Raw genomic sequence first — 17934 nt, 5'->3', positions numbered from 1 at the left:
GCCTATCCGCCACCGGGTGCGAAGCCCGCAGCCACTGATGAGGCCTTCTGCGCGTCGAGCAGGTTCTGCGCGAGGTTGTCGGCGATCGGGCTGCCCAATCCGGTCACCAGGTCATACCCGCGTTTGGGGTTGTCGACGGCGTTGCCGCCCAACGTGATGTCGTGAAATCCCGGCAGCCGCGATCCCTGCGCGACCCGATACAGGAGGGGATTGATATCGCCGAGCGGCCGGCCGCCGTGGTCGAGCAGATACTCGTTCATCAACGCCGCCATGCCCGCCCAGATCGGTGCGGCCTGCGATGTGCCCCCGCCGATCCTGATCTTCTGCCCGAACACGACCTGCATACCGGTGAACGGATCGGCCACCGCGGACACGTCGGGAACCAACCGGTGATCGGTATCCCGGTCGACGGCCACTGCGCGTTGATAGTCGGGGCGGGCGAACAATCGGGACACACCGCCGCTGGAGCCCTGCGACATCGGCACGTCCACCCAGGCCCACTCGTCCAACCACCTGCCGTTGGCGTCGGTGGACAGCGTGGTGCCGCCGACCGAGGTGACCTCGGGCAACGACGCGATGGTGTCGACGCCGACGTCGTCGGGCCCGGGTGCCGACGACCAGTCCTTGCCGCCTTTGCATTCCAAGCCGGCGGTGTCGCCGCTGGCATCGAACACCGTGATGCCCCGGCGGTGCGCTGCTGCCAGCGCCGCGCGCACCGGAGCGACGTCCGCCGCAGTGACCAGCGCCTCACACCCCCAGCCGATCGACAGACTCCACACCGAGCCCGGATAGTGCTGCGCCGCATCGTCGAACATCGCGCCGATCTTCTCGAAGGTGCCACCGCCCTCGAGCGTCGGACGCGCGTTCACCACCACCAGTCGGGCGTCCGGGGCGATGGCGTGCGCGATCTCGAGGTCCATCACCGCCTCGCCCTCGGGCGGCCCGAGCGGGCCACCGACCACGACGGGCGCGAACCGGGGCAGCCCCCACATGTCCGCGAACATGTCCAGGTCGCGCTGGTCGAAGCCGTCGAACACGTAGAACACCAGGGTTTGGCCGGCACCCCGGTAGCCGGCCGCCGCCAGCGGCGCCGCACTGTAGGCGGTCAGCAGATGCTGTGGCGTCAATCCGGGTCGGGGCACGTCCAACGGAACTGCCGGGCGTGCCATCCGATGTGGCAGATAACTCAGGATCCGTCCGACTTCGGTGACGTCGCCGCGCAGTTCCCGTGGCGGCATCGGCTGTCGAGGCGAGGCGTAGAACATCTGCCCCTGCCGCCCCCGGTAGTCGTGGACGGGCACCCCGAACGCGTCGGCGATGCCCGCTGCGGATCCGCTGACGATGGCGAAGTCATCGCCGTACCGCCAGCGCACCGCCAATCGGTGCGTGCCGGCCCAGGCGATCAGCGCCGTCGGACGCGCACCGTCACGCAACGTCACGGTGAGTTGAACAGCACTGACGCGCGAGGGTCCCAGGTTCGTCGACGCCGCCAGCAGCGACGCGTAGGGGCCGGTGATGACCGGGGCGACATGTGCGATCCGCACCGCCGACGTCCCCGAGGCCGGCCCAGAGGCGATGGCCGCCGCGAGCACCACCGTGGCGATCACGCCTGCCGCCCGGTATCGCTTCATCGGTGCCAATGTTGCGGCATGGCCGCCGCGGGTGCACACATTTGCTGCCGCACCGCATAGCCTGGGCCGAAACGACGAATCGCCCGGTCGATGACCGGGCGATTTGATTTGGTAGCCCCGATGGGATTCGAACCCACGCTACCGCCGTGAGAGGGCGGCGTCCTAGGCCGCTAGACGACGGGGCCAGAACCAAATCCGTGGCGCACCTCGCGGCGCACCGGGTAGCCAGCATAGCTCAGAGGCCGTTGCCGACATAATTGCTGGGGTACCAGGACTCGAACCTAGAATGAGGGAATCAGAATCCCTAGTGTTGCCAATTACACCATACCCCATGGGCTGCCTATAACCGCAGGTCAGACGCCTTTATCCCATCCTCGCGAGGGAGTGAAGGCCGGTGCCGTTGGTTGCGGGCCGACGAGCAGACTATCAAATATTTCAGCCGTCTTTTTCCACCACCCCGGCACGATCGCGCGCCGCCCGCAGTCGCTGCAGGCTGCGGTCACGACCGAGCAGTTCCAGCGACTCGAAAAGCGGCGGGCTGATCGTCGCACCTGTCGCGGCCACCCGGATCGGACCGAACGCCTTGCGCGGCTTGAGCTCGAGCCGCTCCAGCAGCGCGACCTTCAGCGCGTCCTCGATGGCCGGCGTCGTCCAGTCGGTCACCCCGGCTAGCGCGCTGATCGCCGCGTCGAGCACCGGCACCGCATCGGGGCCGAGCTCCTTGGCGGCGGCCTTCGGATCCAGCTCGTAGGCATCGTCATTGAAGAACTTCAGCAGCTCCCAGCCGTCGGACAGCACCACGATGCGGGTCTGAGTCAGCTGCGCGGCGACGGCGAAACCCGCTTCGTCGAGCGTGGTGTCGTGGCCGTGGGCCTCGAAGTAGGCCCGCAATCGCTTGGCGAACTCGGCCTCGTCCAGCCGGCGGATGTGCTCGGCGTTGATCGCGTCGGCCTTCTTCTGGTCGAAGCGCGCCGGGTTGGAATTGACGTCGACGACGTCGAAGGCGGCGACCATCTCGTCGAGGCTGAAGATGTCGTGGTCCTCGGCGATGCCCCAGCCGAGCAGCGCCAGATAGTTGAGCAGACCCTCCGGAATGAAGCCCCGCTCGCGGTGCAGGAAGAGGTTGGACTCCGGGTCACGTTTGGACAGCTTCTTGGTGCCCTCCCCCAGAACCGGTGGCAGGTGCGCGAATTCGGGTACCCGGTCGGCCACACCGATGCGAATGAGCGCCTGGTACAACGCGATCTGGCGAGGCGTGGATGACAGCAGGTCCTCACCGCGCAGCACGTGGGTGATCTTCATCAGTGCGTCGTCGACGGGATTGACCAAGGTGTACAAGGGTTCTCCGGTTCCGCGGGTCAGCGCGAAGTCGGGAACAGTTCCGGCGGCGAAAGTCGTTGTGCCGCGGACCAGGTCGTGCCAGCTGATGTCCTCGTCGGGCATCCGGAGCCGCACCACCGCGTTGCGGCCCTCGGCCGAAAAAGCGGCGCGCTGCGCGTCGGTCAGGTCCCGGTCGTAATTGTCATAGCCCAGTTTGGGATTGCGCCCGGCGGCGAGATGGCGCGCCTCCACTTCCTCGGGGGTCGAGTACGCCAGGTAGGCCGCCCCGGACTCCAGCAGTCGGTCCAGCACATCGCGATAGAGTTCGGTGCGCAGCGACTGCCGGTACGGCCCATGCGGGCCACCGACCTCCGGTCCCTCGTCCCAGTTCAGACCCAGCCAGCGCAACGCGTCGAGCAGTGCGGAATAGCTTTCCTCGGAGTCGCGCGCGGCGTCGGTGTCCTCGATACGAAACACGAACGTGCCGCCGGTGTGGCGGGCGTAGGCCCAGTTGAACAATGCGGTGCGCACCATACCGACATGCGGGATGCCGGTCGGCGACGGACAGAACCGCACGCGCACTGCGTCGTTGGTGGCCGCGGTCATCAAACACCCTTCCGGATCACGGGATTGGTCAACGTACCGATTCCCTCGATACTGACGCTGACGGTGTCACCGTTCTCGATCGGCCCGACACCTTCCGGTGTGCCGGTGAGGATGAGATCGCCCGGCAGCAGGGTCATGACCGCGGAGATCCACTCGATGATGGCCCCGATGTCGTGAATCATCAGCGAGGTCCGGCTCAGTTGGCGCACCTCGCCGTTGACCTCGGTGCGGATCTCCAGGTCGGACGGGTCGAGATCGGTAACGATCCACGGGCCCGTCGGGCAGAAGGTGTCGTGACCTTTCGCGCGCATCCACTGCCCGTCGGCCTTCTGCTGGTCACGCGCCGACACATCGTTGGCGATGGTGTATCCCAGGATGTTCTCGGCGGCGCGCGCGGCCGGCACGTCTTTGCACGGACGGCCGATCACGACAGCAAGCTCACCCTCGTGATGGACCGGTGAAGCATTGGCGGGCAATTGGATTGGCACGCCCGGGCCGATGATCGCGGTGTTGGGCTTGAGGAAGATGACCGGATCCTCCGGCGCCTCCCCGCCCATCTCCTCGATGTGGGCGGCATAGTTCTTTCCCATGCACACCACCTTGCTGGCCAGGATCGGCGCCAGCAGGCGCACGTCAGCCAACGGCCAGGTGCGGCCGGTGAAGGTCGGCGTGCCGAATGGATGCTCGGCTATCTCACGAACGATGTCACTGCCCGAGTCCCCTTCGATGCTGACGAAGGCGACCCCGTCGGGGCTGGCGATTCGACCGAGGCGCATTCCTCACAGCCTAGTGGGGCGCCCACGCTGCGACGAAAGGCCCCGATCGGGCGTTGAGTGAGCAGCCACGTTCGGCACCACTCGCACGTGCTCTGCGCCAACGCTCACCCAGAGCGGTTTCTCATGATGCGAGATAAGTGTTCAGCATCGTGAGACACGCGTGGAATCATGGCTCCATGCCCGTCGACACGATCAGCACCGTGCGGCGTTGGATGATGCTCGCGATCGCCTTGTTTGCGACGTTGTCCGCCAACGTCTTCATCAACGGCGCCGCCTTCCTCATCCCCACACTGCACGCCACGATGGGCCTCGACCTGGCCCAGGCGGGCCTGGTGTCGGCGATGCCGAGCTTCGGCATGGTGCTGACGCTGATCCTGTGGGGTTACGTGGTGGACCGCGTCGGCGAGCGCTTCGTGCTGAGCGTCGGCTCGGCGTTGACCGCCGCGGCGGCGCTGGCAGCGGCGGCATCGCACTCGCTGCTCCTGGTGAGCCTCTTCCTGTTTCTCGGCGGAATGGCGGCGGCCAGCAGCAATTCGGCCAGCGGGCGGCTGGTCGTCGGGTGGTTCCCGCCCCATCAGCGCGGACTGGTGATGGGCATTCGCCAAACCGCCCAGCCGCTGGGAGTGGCCGTCGGCGCGTTGGTCATTCCCCGCCTGGCCCAGTCGCACGGAATCGGGCTGGCGCTGTTGTTCCCGGCGATCGTGTGCGGGGTGGCAGCGCTGGTGTGCGCCGTCGTCGTGGTCGATCCGCCTCGACCGCCGCGCGCCGAGGCGCCGGCCGAGCACCTGGCCAACCCGTATCGGGGATCCGCCGTCCTGTGGCGCATCCACGCGGTATCGGTGCTGCTGGTCGTGCCGCAGTGTGTGGTGTGGACGTTCACCCTGGTGTGGCTGATCGCCGACCGAGGCTGGTCGGCGGAATCCGCGGGCGTGCTGGTGATGGCCGCACAGGTACTCGGAGCGCTGGGCCGCATCGCCGCCGGCCGCTGGTCGGACTGGATGGGCTCGCGGCTGCGTCCGATCAGGATGATCGCGGCCGCTGCGGCGGCGTCGATGGCGCTGCTGGCGCTGACCGACGCGCTGCACTCGCCGCTGAGCATCGCCGTGATGGTCGTCGCCTCGGTGATCACCGTCGTCGACAACGGGTTGGCGTTCACCGCGATCGCCGAGATCGCCGGACCGTTCTGGAGCGGGCGCGCACTGGGCACTCAGAACACCAGCCAACTGCTGGCCGCCGGTCTCACCCCGCCGTTGTTCGGCGCACTGATCGGCGTGCTGGGATACCCGGCGGCATTCGCCGTGTGCGCGCTGTTCCCGGTGGTGGCACTGCCTTTGGTGCCGACCGATCAGCCCCGGAAGGACTAAAGCGCGGCGCGGATGCGCTCGCCGACCTCGCGGGTCGAGTAGGTCGCGTCGCCACGGCTGGCCAGATGGGCACCGACGGCGTCGTCGACGCGGGCGGCCGCCGTGTCCTCCCCGATGTGGCGAAGCAACAATGCCACCGACATCACCGCGGCCGTCGGGTCGGCGATGCCCTGCCCGGCGATGTCGGGCGCACTGCCGTGGACGGGTTCGAACATCGACGGATTGGTCCGGGTGGCATCGATATTGCCGCTGGCGGCCAGCCCGATCCCGCCGCACACCGCCGCGGCCAGGTCGGTGATGATGTCGCCGAACAGGTTGTCGGTGACGATGACGTCGAACCGACCCGGATCGGTGACCATGTGGATGGTGGCCGCATCGATGTGCTGATAGGCGACCTCGACGTCCGGGTACTCGGCGCCCACCTCGGCGACCACCCGCGACCACAGGCTGCCCGCGAAGGTCAGCACGTTGGTCTTGTGGACGAGGGTCAGGTGCTTGCGCCGTGCCTGAGCACGGGCGAACGCGTCACGCACCACCCGCTCCACACCGAACGCGGTGTTCACACTGACCTCGGTGGCCACCTCATGCGGGGTGCCGACCCGCAACGCGCCACCGTTGCCGGTGTAGGGACCCTCCGTGCCCTCGCGGACGACGACGAAATCGATGTTCGTCACCCCGGAAAGCGGGCTGCTGACACCGGGATACAGCCGGCCCGGCCGCAGGTTGACGTGATGGTCCAAGGCAAAGCGGAGCTTGAGCAGCAGCCCGCGCTCGAGCACACCGCTGGGCACCGACGGATCGCCGATCGCGCCGAGCAGGATGGCGTCGTACCCCTTCAGCTCCTCGATGGTCTCGGCGGTGAGCAGCTCACCGGTCGCGTGGTAGCGCCGCGCACCCAGGTCATATTCGGTGCGCTCCACATTGGGCAGCACCGCGTCGAGCACCTGCAGCGCTTGGTCGATGACCTCCGGGCCGATCCCGTCGCCCGCGATTACCGCCAATTTCATGACAGGTCCACCACTTCCAGCGTCGTCGCGCCGACGTCCGCGCGGATTGCCGACCGAACGTCCTCGGAGACGTCCCGGTCCAACCGCAGCATGAGGGTTGCGGCCTTGCCGCTGGTGTCCTGGCTCAGCTGAGCCGCCAGGATGTTCACGTCGGCATTGCCGAGCAGAGTGCCGATCTTGCCAAGCGCCCCAGGCTGATCCGAGTAATGCAGCACCAGGTTCACACCTTCGGCGCGCAGATCGAAGTTGCGGCCGTTGATCTGGACGACCTTCTCCACCTGCTGCGGCCCGGATAGCGTCCCGGACACATTGGTGGCCGAGCCGTCGGGGCCGACCACCCGCACGTCGACGAGGCTGCGGTGGTTGGGGCTCTCGCTGACGGTGCTCAACTCGCTCTGCAGACCGCGTTCGGCAGCCAGGTTCGGCGCGTTGACGAACGTCACCTGCTGATCGGTCACCGTCGAGAAGAAGCCGCGCAGCGCTGAAAGCTTCAGCACCTCAACGTCTTCCGATGCCAGCTCGCCGGACACCCGTACTGAAAGATTCGAGGCGGCACCGGTGGACAACACACCGACGAGCAGCCCCAGCTTGCGCGCCAGGTCCAGCCACGGCGCCACTTCTTCGCTGACCGCACCGCCGCCGACATTGACCGCGTCCGGCACGAATTCGCCGGCCAGCGCGAGTTTCACACTCGCCGCCACATCGGTCCCGGCCCGATCCTGGGCCTCGGCGGTAGAGGCACCGAGGTGGGGCGTGACGACAACCTGCGGCAGGTCGAACAGCGGGCTGTCGGTGCACGGTTCGGTGCTGAACACGTCGAGTCCCGCGGCGGCGACATGGCCACTGGTGATCGCGTCGGCCAGCGCCTGCTCGTCGATCAGCCCACCGCGGGCGGCGTTGACGATGATCACGCCGGGCTTGGTCTTGGCGAGCGCTTCCTTGCCGAGCAGACCGGCGGTCTCCGGGGTCTTGGGCAGGTGCACGGAGATGAAGTCGGCACGGCCCAGCAGCTCGTCGAGCGGCAGCAGTTCGATGCCCAGCTGAGCGGCACGCGCGGCCGGCACATAGGGGTCGTAGGCGACGACGTGAGTGCCGAACGCGGCCAGCCGCGCGGCCACCAGCTGCCCGATCCGGCCAAGGCCCACCACGCCGACGGTCTTGCCGAAGATCTCGGTACCCGAGAACGACGAACGCTTCCAGGTGTGCTCGCGCAGGGTCGCATCGGCGGCGGGGATCTGCCGCGCGGCCGACAGCATCAGGGCCAGCGCATGCTCGGCGGCGCTGTGGATATTCGACGTGGGCGCATTGACGACGAGCACCCCCGCCGCGGTAGCAGCATCGACGTCGACGTTGTCCAGGCCGACCCCCGCGCGGGCGACGATCTTCAGCTTGGGCGCGGCGGCGATCACTTCGGCGTCTACCGTGGTGGCCGAGCGCACCAGCAGGGCGTCGGCGTCGGCGACGGCGGCCAGCAGTTTCGGCCGGTCGGGGCCGTCGACCCAGCGGACTTCGACCTGGTCGCCCAGCGCGGCGACGGTCGATTCGGCAAGCTTGTCTGCGATCAGTACAACGGGCAGATTCACGCCGGTCAGCCTAGTGGTTGTCGGCCGGTGCACGACCAGCGGCCGGGGTGCGGTCTACTTGTTGAGTGGACGTGACCGTCGTCGGCAGTGGTCCCAACGGGTTGGCGGCTGCTGTCATCTGCGCCCGAGCTGGGTTGAAGGTGCGCGTCGTGGAGGGCCAGCCGACATTCGGCGGCGGCGCCCGTACGGCAGCGGACCCGGAGTTCCCCGATATCCGCCACGACGTCTGCTCGGCGGTGCACCCGCTGGCGATCGCCTCGCCGTTCTTCGCCGAGTTCGATCTCGCCGCGCGCGGGGTGCAGTTGGCGGTGCCGGAGATCTCCTACGCCAACCCCTTGCCCGGCCGGCCCGCCGCGATCGCCTACCACTCGCTGGAGCGCACGTGTGCCGAACTCGAGCACGGCAGTTCGTGGCGCAGCTTGTTCGGCCCGTTGGCGGATCATCCCGACGGCGTCCTCGGCTTCTTTCTGGGCGACAAGCGATCATTGCCACCCGACCTGATCACCACGGTGCGGTCCGGGATCCGGGTGCTGGCCCAGGGCAGCCCGGTGTGGGGCGTGCTGCGCGGCGACGACGCCCGTGCGTTGTTCACCGGTGTTGGCACACATGCCATTTCACCGATGCCCTCGCCGGTCAACAGCGGAGCGGGCATCATGCTGGGCACCGTGGCGCACACCGCGGGCTGGCCGGTGCCGGTCGGCGGCAGCCAGGTGATCGTCGACGCCCTGCTCGCCGATCTGGTGGCCCACGGCGGCGAGCTGGTGGTCGGCGAGCCGGTGACCTCCCCTCCCCCGGGTGTGGCGATCTACGACACCGCGCCGACCGCCCTGCTCGACATCTACGGCGCCGCAGTACCGGATCGGTACGCAAAGTCATTGCGGCGCTATAGGTTTGGCCCGGGCGTCTGCAAGGTGGATTTTGTCCTCTCCGGCGAGATTCCGTGGCGCGACCCAAGAGTCGCCGCCTCGCCCACCGTCCACATGGGTGGCACCCGAGCCCAGATGGCGTACTCGGAGAAAGAGATCGCCTCGGGCAGGCACGCCGATTGGCCGATGACGCTGGCGGCGCTTCCACACGTGTCCGATCCGTCACGCATCGACGCCGCGGGGCGGCGGCCCTTGTGGACCTACGCCCATGTCCCGGCCCACTCGACCGAAGACCTGACCGACACCATTATCGGTCTGTTCGAGAAGGCCGCCCCCGGGTTCCGCGACCTGGTGTTGGCATCGCGGTGCGTGACCGCGGCGCAGATGTCGGCCTATAACGCCAACTACGTCGGCGGGGACATCATCGTCGGCGGCGCCACGCTGTTCGCCGCGATGGTGGGCCCCACCCTGCGCTGGAATCCGTGGACCACGCCGATCCCCAAGGCCTACTTGTGCTCCTCGGCCACCCCGCCGGGCACCGGCGTGCACGGGATGGCCGGCTACTACGCCGCGCGGACGGTTCTCAAGCGGGAATTCGGTCTGCCGCTACCGTCGCTGGCGCCGTAAGCCGCTACGACACCTGCTCGAACAGCAGTGCCAACTGGCTCGGGGAGACCGACACTCCACACTGGTTACGCAGGTCGCGCAGCGGTCCGGCGATGTTCTGTAGATCAATCAGCTCCCCCGGGTGCCCGATGAAGTACGACCGCACCGAAGCCTTCGCATCCTCGGGCGACTGATTGGCCGCGGCGGTCAGCACGTCGTCGGCTCCGGGATGGTCGGCGAGGTAGCCGCCGGCGGCAGCCAAGACCCCGCTGGAGGTGGTGGCCAGGCCGCTGGCGCTGCAGGGCGCGGCGGTCGCGGTCGGCATCGCGACGGCGGCCGCGGTGCCGAGTGCGCAGGTGAACAGTGCGCCAAGCGCGGTACCTCTGAACGTCATCGCTGATCTCCTTCTGCCGTCGATGTGAATCACCGAGAAGCGTGTCACACGGCGGAGTACCCCGTCGGCGGGTGAACTCATCCCCACCAATACAGAGGCCCTTACTGTTGTAATTTCGGGAATGTGCGTTCCCGGGTGTCGGAAGGCTCCTAGCATCAGCGGCCATGACTATCTCCCCGGCCGCAACCACCACCGAGTCGGGCGTTCCGCGCCGTCCGATCCCGCTGCGCGAGCGTCGCTACGACTGGTTCTTCATCGTCGTGTTCACCATGTTCATCGGGTCCTCGTTCACCGGCGACATCGTCAACATGGTGGCCCGGCCCGACCCGGACTCCGACTTCTTCCTCGCTCGCGTCGTGTATCACGTCTACGCCGGCGGCACCGACCCGCTGCTGATCGCCAACCCGCGCTTCCTCCAGGTCGGCGCCAGCGTGTCCGCCCTCGTCTTCGGAACGTTCTACGTGCTGCTCGTCTACTGCTTCATCCGGGGACGGGAGTGGATCCGCAAGCCGTCCTTCATCTACACGGGCATGGTCGTGCAGACGACCTTCATCGTGGTGATGGTCGGATTCGCCGGGGACGCACCGCTTTTCCAGGCGGTCTGCAACGCGGCCTACGACTACACGTTCACCAACGTGCCCAAGGCGCTTGCGTACAACCTGCCCTACATCATCGTGCCGATCCTGCTGACCGCCCGGATGTGGCGAGCCCACCCGTTCACGCGTGTCGTGACACCTCGAAACTGAAGCCACCGAGTATTGCGATGGTCGCGAGAGGACGACCGCATCGGACGCGACGACCGCCGTCCAACACCAATTGAGTGCTCCCGCGGGGTTTTTGCGTAGCCGACTACTGAACCTCCGCGTTCAGCCCGATGCAAGGCTCAGCGTACGTCGCAGGCAGACCCTGTGACACCGAGCCGGGGGGCCAATTTCATGACGATACGCATCGCGACATGCGCATTAACCGCAGCCGGAACCGCCTTGGCGCTGGTGACGCAGACGGTTCCGGCGGTGGACGATACGCGCATTCAATCCGCACATTTCCAAATACGACTGACCTCCGGCGAGTCCGATCTGTGCGGACCGTTGCTGCCGTGCACCGCTCCCGCGGATCTCCCCGCGGCGGACACGTCGACCTTCACCCTAGGCACGCCGACGCCCCTGGCGCTGGCCGCCGCCACCGGAAGCGACCCGCTCAACAGCCTGCTACTGATCGTCACATTGGGCGCGGTCGGCAACGGGGCTGACGGCGCCGTACCGGGAGCCGACGGCCGGAATGGCGGATGGCTTATCGGCAATGGCGGCAACGGGGCTGACGGGGCGGCCGGCCAAGATGGCGGTGACGGCGGCAACGGTGGTCGGGTCATCGGCAACGGCGGCGCCGGCGGAGCGGGCGGCGCCGGTCTCACCGGTGGTGTTGCCCCCGTAAACGGCAACGGAGGCACCGGCGGCCAAGGCGGCGATGGGGGCGACGGCGGCGACGGCGGCGCGTTGGTCGGAACCGGCGGGCGCGGCGGGGTCGGCGGCAGCGGCGGAACCGGCGGCTACGGAGGTGATCTCGGCGCCAGAGGCGGAACCGGAGGCACCGGGGGAACCCGCGGCACCGGCGGACACAGCGGACTCGTCGGCAGCCCCGGCGCCGACGGGACCGATGGTGACGGCGGCACCGGCGGCGAGGGCGGCTTCGGTAGCGGTACCGGAGGAGACGGCGGCGCCGGCGGCGGCACCGGCGGCAACGGGGGCACCGGGGGCCGCGGCGGCGATGGAATACCGAGCCCGACCGGTGTTTCAAGCGGGACGGGCGGAGCCGGCGGCAGAGGCGGCGACGGCGGAAGTGTCACCGGCAACGGTGGTGAAGGGGGCCAGGGCGGCACCGGCGGCACCGGTCTCACGCTGGACGCCACGGTCACCATCGGCGCCACCGGCGGTCGCGGCGGAGCGGGCGGCACCGGCGGAACCGGCGGCACAAACGGTGACGGCGGTCGTGGGGGCGACGGCGGTCAAGGGGGCCAAGGCTTTCCTGACACGCCTGTCGGCGGTCGCGGCGGCATTGGCGGCACCGGCGGCACCGGGGGCACCGGCGGTGAGAACGGCGACGGTGGAACCGGTGGAACTGGTGGCGCTGGTGGGCACGGCGCCACCGGCCTCACCACCGGGGGTGTCGGTGGCCGCGGTGGCGAAGGCGGCTACGGGGGTACCGGCGGGAACAACGGAACGAATGGGACCGGCGGGATCGGCGGAACCGGCGGAACCGGCGGCGACGGTGGAACCGCTGGAGGAACGGGCGGACTCGGTGGCGACGGCGGTGCGAGCTCTGGCGGTGCAGGGGGCCCCGGTGGAACCGGCGGACCTGCCAATGGAACCTCAGGCGGGGCCGGCGGAACCGGCGGAACGGGCGGACCCGCTTGAACCACCGACTTCGGCGCGGTTTCGAGCGAGCAGCGCTCGAAACCGCGCCGAAATCCGTGTGGGCTAAGCGGTTTCGGTGATCGGCCGATCGACCCAGCTCATCAGGTCGCGCAGCTTCTTGCCGGTGACCTCGATCGGGTGCTCGGCGTTCTTCTTGCGCAGGCCCTCGAGCTCCTTGTTGCCGCCCTCGACGTTGGCGACCAGGCGCTTGACGAAGGTGCCGTCCTGGATGTCGGAGAGGATGTCCTTCATCCGCTTCTTGGTGTCGGCATCGATGACCCGCGGGCCGGACAGGTAGCCACCGAACTCGGCGGTGTCGGACACCGAGTAGTTCATCCGCGCGATGCCGCCCTCGTACATCAGGTCGACGATCAGCTTGAGCTCGTGCAGCACCTCGAAGTAGGCCAGCTCGGGGGCGTAGCCCGCCTCGACCATGACGTCGAAGCCGGTCTTGACGAGTTCCTCTGTGCCACCGCACAACACGGCCTGCTCACCGAAGAGGTCGGTCTCTGTCTCGTCCTTGAAGGTGGTCTTGATGACGCCGGCCCGGGCGCCGCCGATGCCCTTGGCGTAGGACAGCGCGAGCGCCTGACCCTCGCCGGTCGGATCCTGCTCGACGGCGATCAGGCAGGGCACACCCTTGCCGTCGACGAACTGGCGGCGCACCAGGTGGCCGGGGCCCTTCGGGGCGACCATGCCGATCGTGACATTGGCGGGCGGCTTGATCAGACCGAAGTGGATGTTCAGACCGTGGCCGAAGAACAGCGCGTTGCCGGCTTCGAGGTTGGGCTCGATGTCGTTGCGGAAGATCTCGGCCTGCGCGGTGTCGGGCGCCAGCAGCATGATGACGTCGGCCCACTTGGCGACCTCGGCCGGGGTGTCGACCTCGAGGCCCTGCTCGGTGACCTTCTCGCGCGACTTGGAGCCCTCTTTGAGGCCGACCTTCACCTGCACACCGGAGTCACGCAGGCTCAGCGAATGGGCGTGGCCCTGGCTGCCGTAACCGATCACCCCGACCTTGCGACCTTGAATGATCGACAGGTCGGCATCATCGTCATAGAACATCTCAATGGGATTTGAAGCCACGGTGGCCTTTACCTTTCTTTGGTTACTTCGGTGGGGTCTTTACTTGGTGTTCGTCATCCCGCGGGGACCGCGCGACAGCGCCACCACGCCGGACTGCACGATCTCACGGACGCCATAGGGCTCGAGCACCCGGAGCAGCGCCTCGAGCTTCTCCGGGGTGCCGGTGGCCTCGACGGTCAGCGACTCGGTCGAGACGTCGATGACCTTGGCCCGGAACAGGTTCACCGCCTCGATGACCTGGCTGCGGGTGCCTGCGTCGGCGCGAACCTTGATCAGCGCGAGCTCGCGCGCGACAAAGTTGTCGCCGTCCTGCTCGACGATCTTGATCACGTTGATCAGCTTGTTGAGCTGCTTGGTGATCTGCTCGAGCGGCGTCTCCTCGGCGGTGACCACGATCGTCATCCGCGACATGTCCTTCTGCTCGGTGGCGCCGACGGCCAGCGACTCGATGTTGAAGCCGCGCCGGGAAAACAGCGCGGCGACACGCGCCAGCACACCGGGCTTGTCCTCGACAAGCACCGAAAGGGTATGGGTGACAGTGTTTCCCATCAGGCCCGGCCTTCCTCGTTGTCGTCGAACAGCGGGCGGATGTTGCGCGCCGCCATGATCTCGTCGTTACCGCAACCCGCGGCCACCATCGGCCACACCTGGGCGTCGGCCCCGACGATGAAGTCGATGACCACCGGGCGGTCGTTGATCGCCCGGGCCTGGTTGATCACGTCGATCACGTCTTCCTCACGCTCGCAACGCAATCCGACGCATCCGTAAGCCTCGGCCAGCTTGACGAAGTCCGGGATGCGGTGGCTGTGGGTCGCCAGATCGGTTTGGCTGTATCGCTCTTCGTAGAACAGCGTCTGCCATTGGCGCACCATGCCCAGGTTGCCGTTGTTGATCAGCGCGACCTTGATGGGTACCCCTTCGACCGCGCACGTGGCCAACTCCTGATTGGTCATCTGGAAGCAGCCGTCACCATCGATCGCCCACACCTCGGCCTCGGGCCGGGCCATCTTGGCGCCCATGGCGGCCGGGACGGCGAAGCCCATGGTGCCAAGACCGCCGGAATTCAGCCAGGTGCGCGGCTTCTCGTAGGAGATGAACTGCGCGGCCCACATCTGGTGCTGACCGACGCCGGCCACGTAGATGGCATCCGGCCCGGCGATCTTGCCCAGCTGGGAGATGACGTATTCCGGGCTGAGGCTGCCGTCATGCTGCGGGTCGTAGCTCAACGGGTAGGTGGCCCGGATGCCCGACAGGTACTCCCACCAGTTGTCCTGGTTGGCCTTCGGCGTCCCGCCCGTCTTCCGCAACGACTCGGTGAGCTCAGTGATCGCCAGCTTGACGTCGCCGACGATCGGCACGTCGGCATTGCGGTTCTTGCCGATCTCCGCCGGGTCGATGTCGACGTGGATCACTTTGGCCTCGGGGGCAAAGGAATCCAGCTTGCCGGTCACCCGGTCGTCGAACCGGGCACCCAGAGCGATCAGCAGATCACTCTTCTGCAGGGCCGCCACCGCGGCGACGGTCCCGTGCATACCCGGCATGCCCATGTTCTGAGGGTGGCTGTCCGGGAAGGCGCCGCGCGCCATCAACGTGGTGACCACCGGGATGCCCGTCAGCTCGGCCAGATCCAGCAGCTCCTCGGTGGCCTCACCGCGGATCACACCGCCGCCGACATAGAGCACCGGCTTGCGCGCCTCGGCGATCAGCTTGGCCGCCGCCCGGATCTGGCGGCTGTGCGGCTTGGTGTTGGGCTTGTAGCCGGGCAGATCGATCTGCGGCGGCCAGGCAAAGGTGCACTGGCCCTGCAGGATGTCCTTGGGGATGTCGACGAGCACCGCGCCGGGACGGCCGGTGGAGGCGATGTGGAACGCCTCGGCGATCACCCGCGCGATGTCGTCGCCGTTACGCACCAGGAAATTGTGCTTGGTGATCGGCATGGTGATGCCGGAGATGTCCGCTTCCTGGAAGGCGTCGGTACCGATCAGGGTGCGACCGACCTGCCCGGTGATGGCGACCACCGGGATCGAATCCATCTGCGCATCGGCCAGCGGAGTCACCAGGTTGGTGGCACCGGGACCCGACGTGGCCATCATCACGCCCACCTTGCCGGTGGCGTGCGCATAGCCGCTGGCGGCATGGCCGGCGCCCTGCTCGTGGCGGACCAGAACGTGGCGCAGCTTCTGCGAGTCGAACAACGGGTCGTAGACCGGCAGCACCGCACCGCCGGGGATCCCGAAGATGGTGTCGACGCCGAGTTCCTCCAGCGAGCGGACTACCGCCTGGGCGCCCGTGAGCTGCTGCGGGGCGACGCGCTTGGCGGGGGTCGCGCCGTTCTTACCGGCGGTGTGCGCCGCAGCTGCGCTGTCCGCGGATGCCGTCGGCTCGGGTGGTCGCGTCGTGGGTGCGCTCACGGTCTGGTCCTTTTCCATCGTCTTCGTTGCTGATCATTCTCTCGGGCAAGAAAAAACCCCCGTCAGCTCGGCGGCTGTACGAGGGTTGCGCGCTGGTGCGTGTGGCTATGCCCGTGTCGGGGCAAGCGCGACACCAACGCGCTGGCCAATTACTACGAGCATTCCGCCGGACTTCATAACCTGCGACGGTAGCCTCCGCACAGGTCAAGCGTCAAATCCCGCCCTGGCCGCGGCAGCGGCCGCGGCGATGGTGGGAAGATGGCGCCATGCCCTCCCGTCGCGCACCCGATCCCTCGGCCACCGCGAAACCCCTCGTGATCCGGATGTCGCCGATGGCGCACTTCGCCTCGGGCTTCCTCGCACTCTGCCTGTTGGTGATGATCACGATGTTTCCCACCTGGGGCGCGATCTTCATGGTCCTGCCGATCATCGCGTCGTACGCGATCGTGCGATTGCGCACGATCGCCGACCGGGACACGCTGACCGCGCGCACGCTGCTGAGTAGCCGCACAGTGAGCTGGGATGAGGTCGACGGTCTGCGGTTCGACCGCAGCTCGTGGGCTCGGGCGCGGCTGCGCGACGGGTCCGAGATGCCGCTCCCGGCAGTCACGTTCGCAGTGCTGCCGCTGCTGGCCGAGGCCAGCGGCGGACGGGTGCCGAACCCCTACGAATAGCTGGCTCTACGACAGCGGGTTGTTGCCGTGCAGGAAGAACCACGCCGCGACGCCGCCGCCGATACCGAGGAGCAGCACGACGAACGAGCCGATGAACGGACGACGGGCCCAGCCGCGTCCGCCGTCGAATCCGTAGCGGCCCGGTCCGACGAGGATGACCGCCGAGGCCGCAGCGATCAGCACCAGCAGGTATTCGATGCCGTCGGGGCCGAAGACGGCGAGGTAGCCGTCCTGGCGCTGCGCGGCGAGGATCGTCAGCAGGCTGTTGACCAGATAGGCCACGCCGCCGGCTGCGGCCAGCGGCGTGAACAGCCCGATCACCAGCAGGACACCCACCAGGATCTGGGCGCCCGCACCGACGTAGGTGAGCACGCCGGCGTGCTGATAGCCGGCGTCGGCCAGCGCGGTCTTGAAACCGTCCAGGCCCTGCCCACCCCACCAGCCGAAGGCCTTCTGCAGTCCGTGGCCGATGAACACCGCGCCGACGACCACCCGCAATAGCAGCAGGCCGAGGTCCTGGGTGCCCCGCTTGCCGGCAGCCTTGGCGCGTTCCTCGGCGTCGATGGGCTCGATCTCCATCGGAGAGGCCTGCGACGGGGTCGGATCGATGTGTGGCTGCACGTACGGCAACGGCTCGGGATCGTGCAGCAGGTCATATCCCGACGACGGCGTGGAACCGGGCAGTCCCGAGCCGTAATGGGGAATTGTCGTGGTCTCGAAATCGCCACCGTAGGTGGCCGAGGGCAGATCGTCTTCCGGGTCGACTAGCTGGGCCGACGCCGGTCGAACCGAGGAGTCGTCCGGGCGCTGCCAGTGCGGATCGTGGCCTTGACTCGTCACGAACGTCAGAGTAAGTGCAGTTCGCCGCAAATCGGGGATTTGAGCGGCGCTTCTAGCGGGCAATATTGCCTGGACTTTGCGCCGCGCACGGACCGTCGTGGCGAACATCGGCGCGATATCCGTAACCTGGCGGGCATGCAGGTACGCCGGTCGGTCCGTCGGGTGCTGGCCGCGTTCTGTGCGACGACGGTCGTGACAGGGGTTGCCGGAGCGTCGGCGGGCTGCGCGAAGTTCAACAACGACATCTCGCAGCCGTTCACCACCGCCCCGCAGCTGGCGCCCTGGCCCTTAACCAAATCGGAGCCGGGCGACGATACCCCTGAGGAGAACCTGGGGGGTGCGGTGATCACTAAAAAAAA

Annotated in this window: 14 protein-coding genes, 2 tRNA genes and 2 pseudogenes; 6 read left to right on the top strand and 12 right to left on the bottom strand. The window is 67.8% G+C overall.

Annotated elements, in window-relative coordinates:
* Positions 1-2: 2 nt before the first annotated feature.
* From HPC46_RS26585 to HPC46_RS26565, 5 genes are all read right to left on the bottom strand, one after another.
* Complete coding sequence (locus tag HPC46_RS26585; RefSeq protein WP_179475181.1) at positions 3-1631, bottom strand: S53 family peptidase; 1629 nt, start codon at positions 1629-1631, stop codon at positions 3-5.
* Positions 1632-1740: 109 nt separating this feature from the next.
* A tRNA-Glu gene (locus HPC46_RS26580) sits at positions 1741-1816 on the bottom strand.
* 75 nt (positions 1817-1891) lie between these two features.
* A tRNA-Gln gene (locus HPC46_RS26575) sits at positions 1892-1963 on the bottom strand.
* A gap of 103 nt (positions 1964-2066) precedes the next feature.
* Positions 2067-3557 (bottom strand): glutamate--tRNA ligase, encoded by a 1491-nt coding sequence (gene gltX / locus HPC46_RS26570; protein ID WP_179475180.1) that lies wholly within the window; start codon positions 3555-3557, stop codon positions 2067-2069.
* Positions 3557-4333 carry a fumarylacetoacetate hydrolase family protein gene (locus HPC46_RS26565; protein WP_005141731.1) on the bottom strand — a complete coding sequence of 259 codons (777 nt, stop codon included), beginning with the start codon at positions 4331-4333 and terminating at the stop codon, positions 3557-3559. The genes gltX and HPC46_RS26565 overlap by 1 nt, the downstream gene beginning before the upstream one ends.
* Before the next feature lie 176 nt (positions 4334-4509).
* Here HPC46_RS26565 and HPC46_RS26560 point away from each other — a divergent pair, with 176 nt between their 5' ends.
* Positions 4510-5697 (top strand): MFS transporter, encoded by a 1188-nt coding sequence (locus tag HPC46_RS26560; protein ID WP_179475179.1) that lies wholly within the window; start codon positions 4510-4512, stop codon positions 5695-5697.
* Here HPC46_RS26560 and HPC46_RS26555 read toward each other — a convergent pair.
* Both HPC46_RS26555 and serA read right to left on the bottom strand, forming a co-directional pair.
* Positions 5694-6704, bottom strand: coding sequence for a 3-isopropylmalate dehydrogenase (locus HPC46_RS26555; RefSeq protein ID WP_179475178.1), 1011 nt, complete (start codon positions 6702-6704; stop codon positions 5694-5696). The genes HPC46_RS26560 and HPC46_RS26555 overlap by 4 nt on opposite strands.
* Complete coding sequence (gene serA / locus HPC46_RS26550; protein WP_179475177.1) at positions 6701-8287, bottom strand: phosphoglycerate dehydrogenase; 1587 nt, start codon at positions 8285-8287, stop codon at positions 6701-6703. Before serA ends, HPC46_RS26555 begins: the two co-directional genes overlap by 4 nt.
* A gap of 65 nt (positions 8288-8352) precedes the next feature.
* Here serA and HPC46_RS26545 point away from each other — a divergent pair, with 65 nt between their 5' ends.
* Positions 8353-9780, top strand: coding sequence for a phytoene desaturase family protein (locus HPC46_RS26545; RefSeq protein ID WP_179475176.1), 1428 nt, complete (start codon positions 8353-8355; stop codon positions 9778-9780).
* 4 nt (positions 9781-9784) lie between these two features.
* On the opposite strand, the gene HPC46_RS26540 is transcribed toward HPC46_RS26545, so the two are convergent.
* A complete protein-coding gene (locus HPC46_RS26540; RefSeq protein ID WP_179475175.1) occupies positions 9785-10153 on the bottom strand; it encodes a heme-binding protein in 369 nt (122 codons plus the stop codon).
* Positions 10154-10317: 164 nt separating this feature from the next.
* On the opposite strand from HPC46_RS26540, the gene HPC46_RS26535 reads away from it, so the two are divergent.
* Positions 10318-10899 (top strand): EXPERA domain-containing protein, encoded by a 582-nt coding sequence (locus tag HPC46_RS26535; RefSeq protein ID WP_179475174.1) that lies wholly within the window; start codon positions 10318-10320, stop codon positions 10897-10899.
* 486 nt (positions 10900-11385) lie between these two features.
* Positions 11386-12564 (top strand): annotated as a pseudogene (locus HPC46_RS26530) (PE family protein); the annotation flags it as partial.
* Between the two features lie 63 nt (positions 12565-12627).
* Here HPC46_RS26530 and ilvC read toward each other — a convergent pair.
* From ilvC to HPC46_RS26515, 3 genes are read right to left on the bottom strand one after another with little or no spacing between them, the layout of a single operon-like run.
* A complete protein-coding gene (gene ilvC, locus HPC46_RS26525) occupies positions 12628-13629 on the bottom strand; it encodes a ketol-acid reductoisomerase (RefSeq protein ID WP_179475200.1) in 1002 nt (333 codons plus the stop codon).
* Between the two features lie 60 nt (positions 13630-13689).
* A complete protein-coding gene (gene ilvN / locus HPC46_RS26520; protein ID WP_179475172.1) occupies positions 13690-14199 on the bottom strand; it encodes an acetolactate synthase small subunit in 510 nt (169 codons plus the stop codon).
* Positions 14199-16061, bottom strand: a complete 1863-nt coding sequence (locus HPC46_RS26515) for an acetolactate synthase large subunit (protein ID WP_179475171.1) — start codon at positions 16059-16061, stop codon at positions 14199-14201. The genes ilvN and HPC46_RS26515 overlap by 1 nt, the downstream gene beginning before the upstream one ends.
* Before the next feature lie 266 nt (positions 16062-16327).
* Between HPC46_RS26515 and HPC46_RS26510 the strand changes: the two genes are divergently transcribed.
* Entirely contained in the window at positions 16328-16735 is a 408-nt protein-coding gene (locus tag HPC46_RS26510; protein ID WP_179475170.1) for a PH domain-containing protein, read from the top strand.
* 6 nt (positions 16736-16741) lie between these two features.
* Here HPC46_RS26510 and HPC46_RS26505 read toward each other — a convergent pair whose 3' ends face one another.
* A complete protein-coding gene (locus tag HPC46_RS26505) occupies positions 16742-17575 on the bottom strand; it encodes a DoxX family protein (protein WP_325096778.1) in 834 nt (277 codons plus the stop codon).
* 135 nt (positions 17576-17710) lie between these two features.
* Between HPC46_RS26505 and HPC46_RS26500 the strand changes: the two are divergent.
* Positions 17711-17934: pseudogene (locus tag HPC46_RS26500) on the top strand (hypothetical protein); the annotation flags it as partial.

Source organism: Mycolicibacterium vinylchloridicum, from assembly GCF_013404075.1.
GTDB lineage: Bacteria > Actinomycetota > Actinomycetes > Mycobacteriales > Mycobacteriaceae > Mycobacterium > Mycobacterium vinylchloridicum.
Note: the sequence above shows the minus strand (reverse complement) of the source record. Positions and strands in the feature narration are given on the sequence as shown.

Coding starts and splice junctions, on each gene's coding strand:
- HPC46_RS26585 (WP_179475181.1), bottom strand. CDS start 1,631: ATGAAGCGATACCGGGCGGCAGGCGTGATCGCCACGGTGGTGCTCGCG.
- gltX (WP_179475180.1), bottom strand. CDS start 3,557: ATGACCGCGGCCACCAACGACGCAGTGCGCGTGCGGTTCTGTCCGTCG.
- HPC46_RS26565 (WP_005141731.1), bottom strand. CDS start 4,333: ATGCGCCTCGGTCGAATCGCCAGCCCCGACGGGGTCGCCTTCGTCAGC.
- HPC46_RS26560 (WP_179475179.1), top strand. CDS start 4,510: ATGCCCGTCGACACGATCAGCACCGTGCGGCGTTGGATGATGCTCGCG.
- HPC46_RS26555 (WP_179475178.1), bottom strand. CDS start 6,704: ATGAAATTGGCGGTAATCGCGGGCGACGGGATCGGCCCGGAGGTCATC.
- HPC46_RS26540 (WP_179475175.1), bottom strand. CDS start 10,153: ATGACGTTCAGAGGTACCGCGCTTGGCGCACTGTTCACCTGCGCACTC.
- HPC46_RS26535 (WP_179475174.1), top strand. CDS start 10,318: ATGACTATCTCCCCGGCCGCAACCACCACCGAGTCGGGCGTTCCGCGC.
- ilvC (WP_179475200.1), bottom strand. CDS start 13,629: ATGTTCTATGACGATGATGCCGACCTGTCGATCATTCAAGGTCGCAAG.
- ilvN (WP_179475172.1), bottom strand. CDS start 14,199: ATGGGAAACACTGTCACCCATACCCTTTCGGTGCTTGTCGAGGACAAG.
- HPC46_RS26510 (WP_179475170.1), top strand. CDS start 16,328: ATGCCCTCCCGTCGCGCACCCGATCCCTCGGCCACCGCGAAACCCCTC.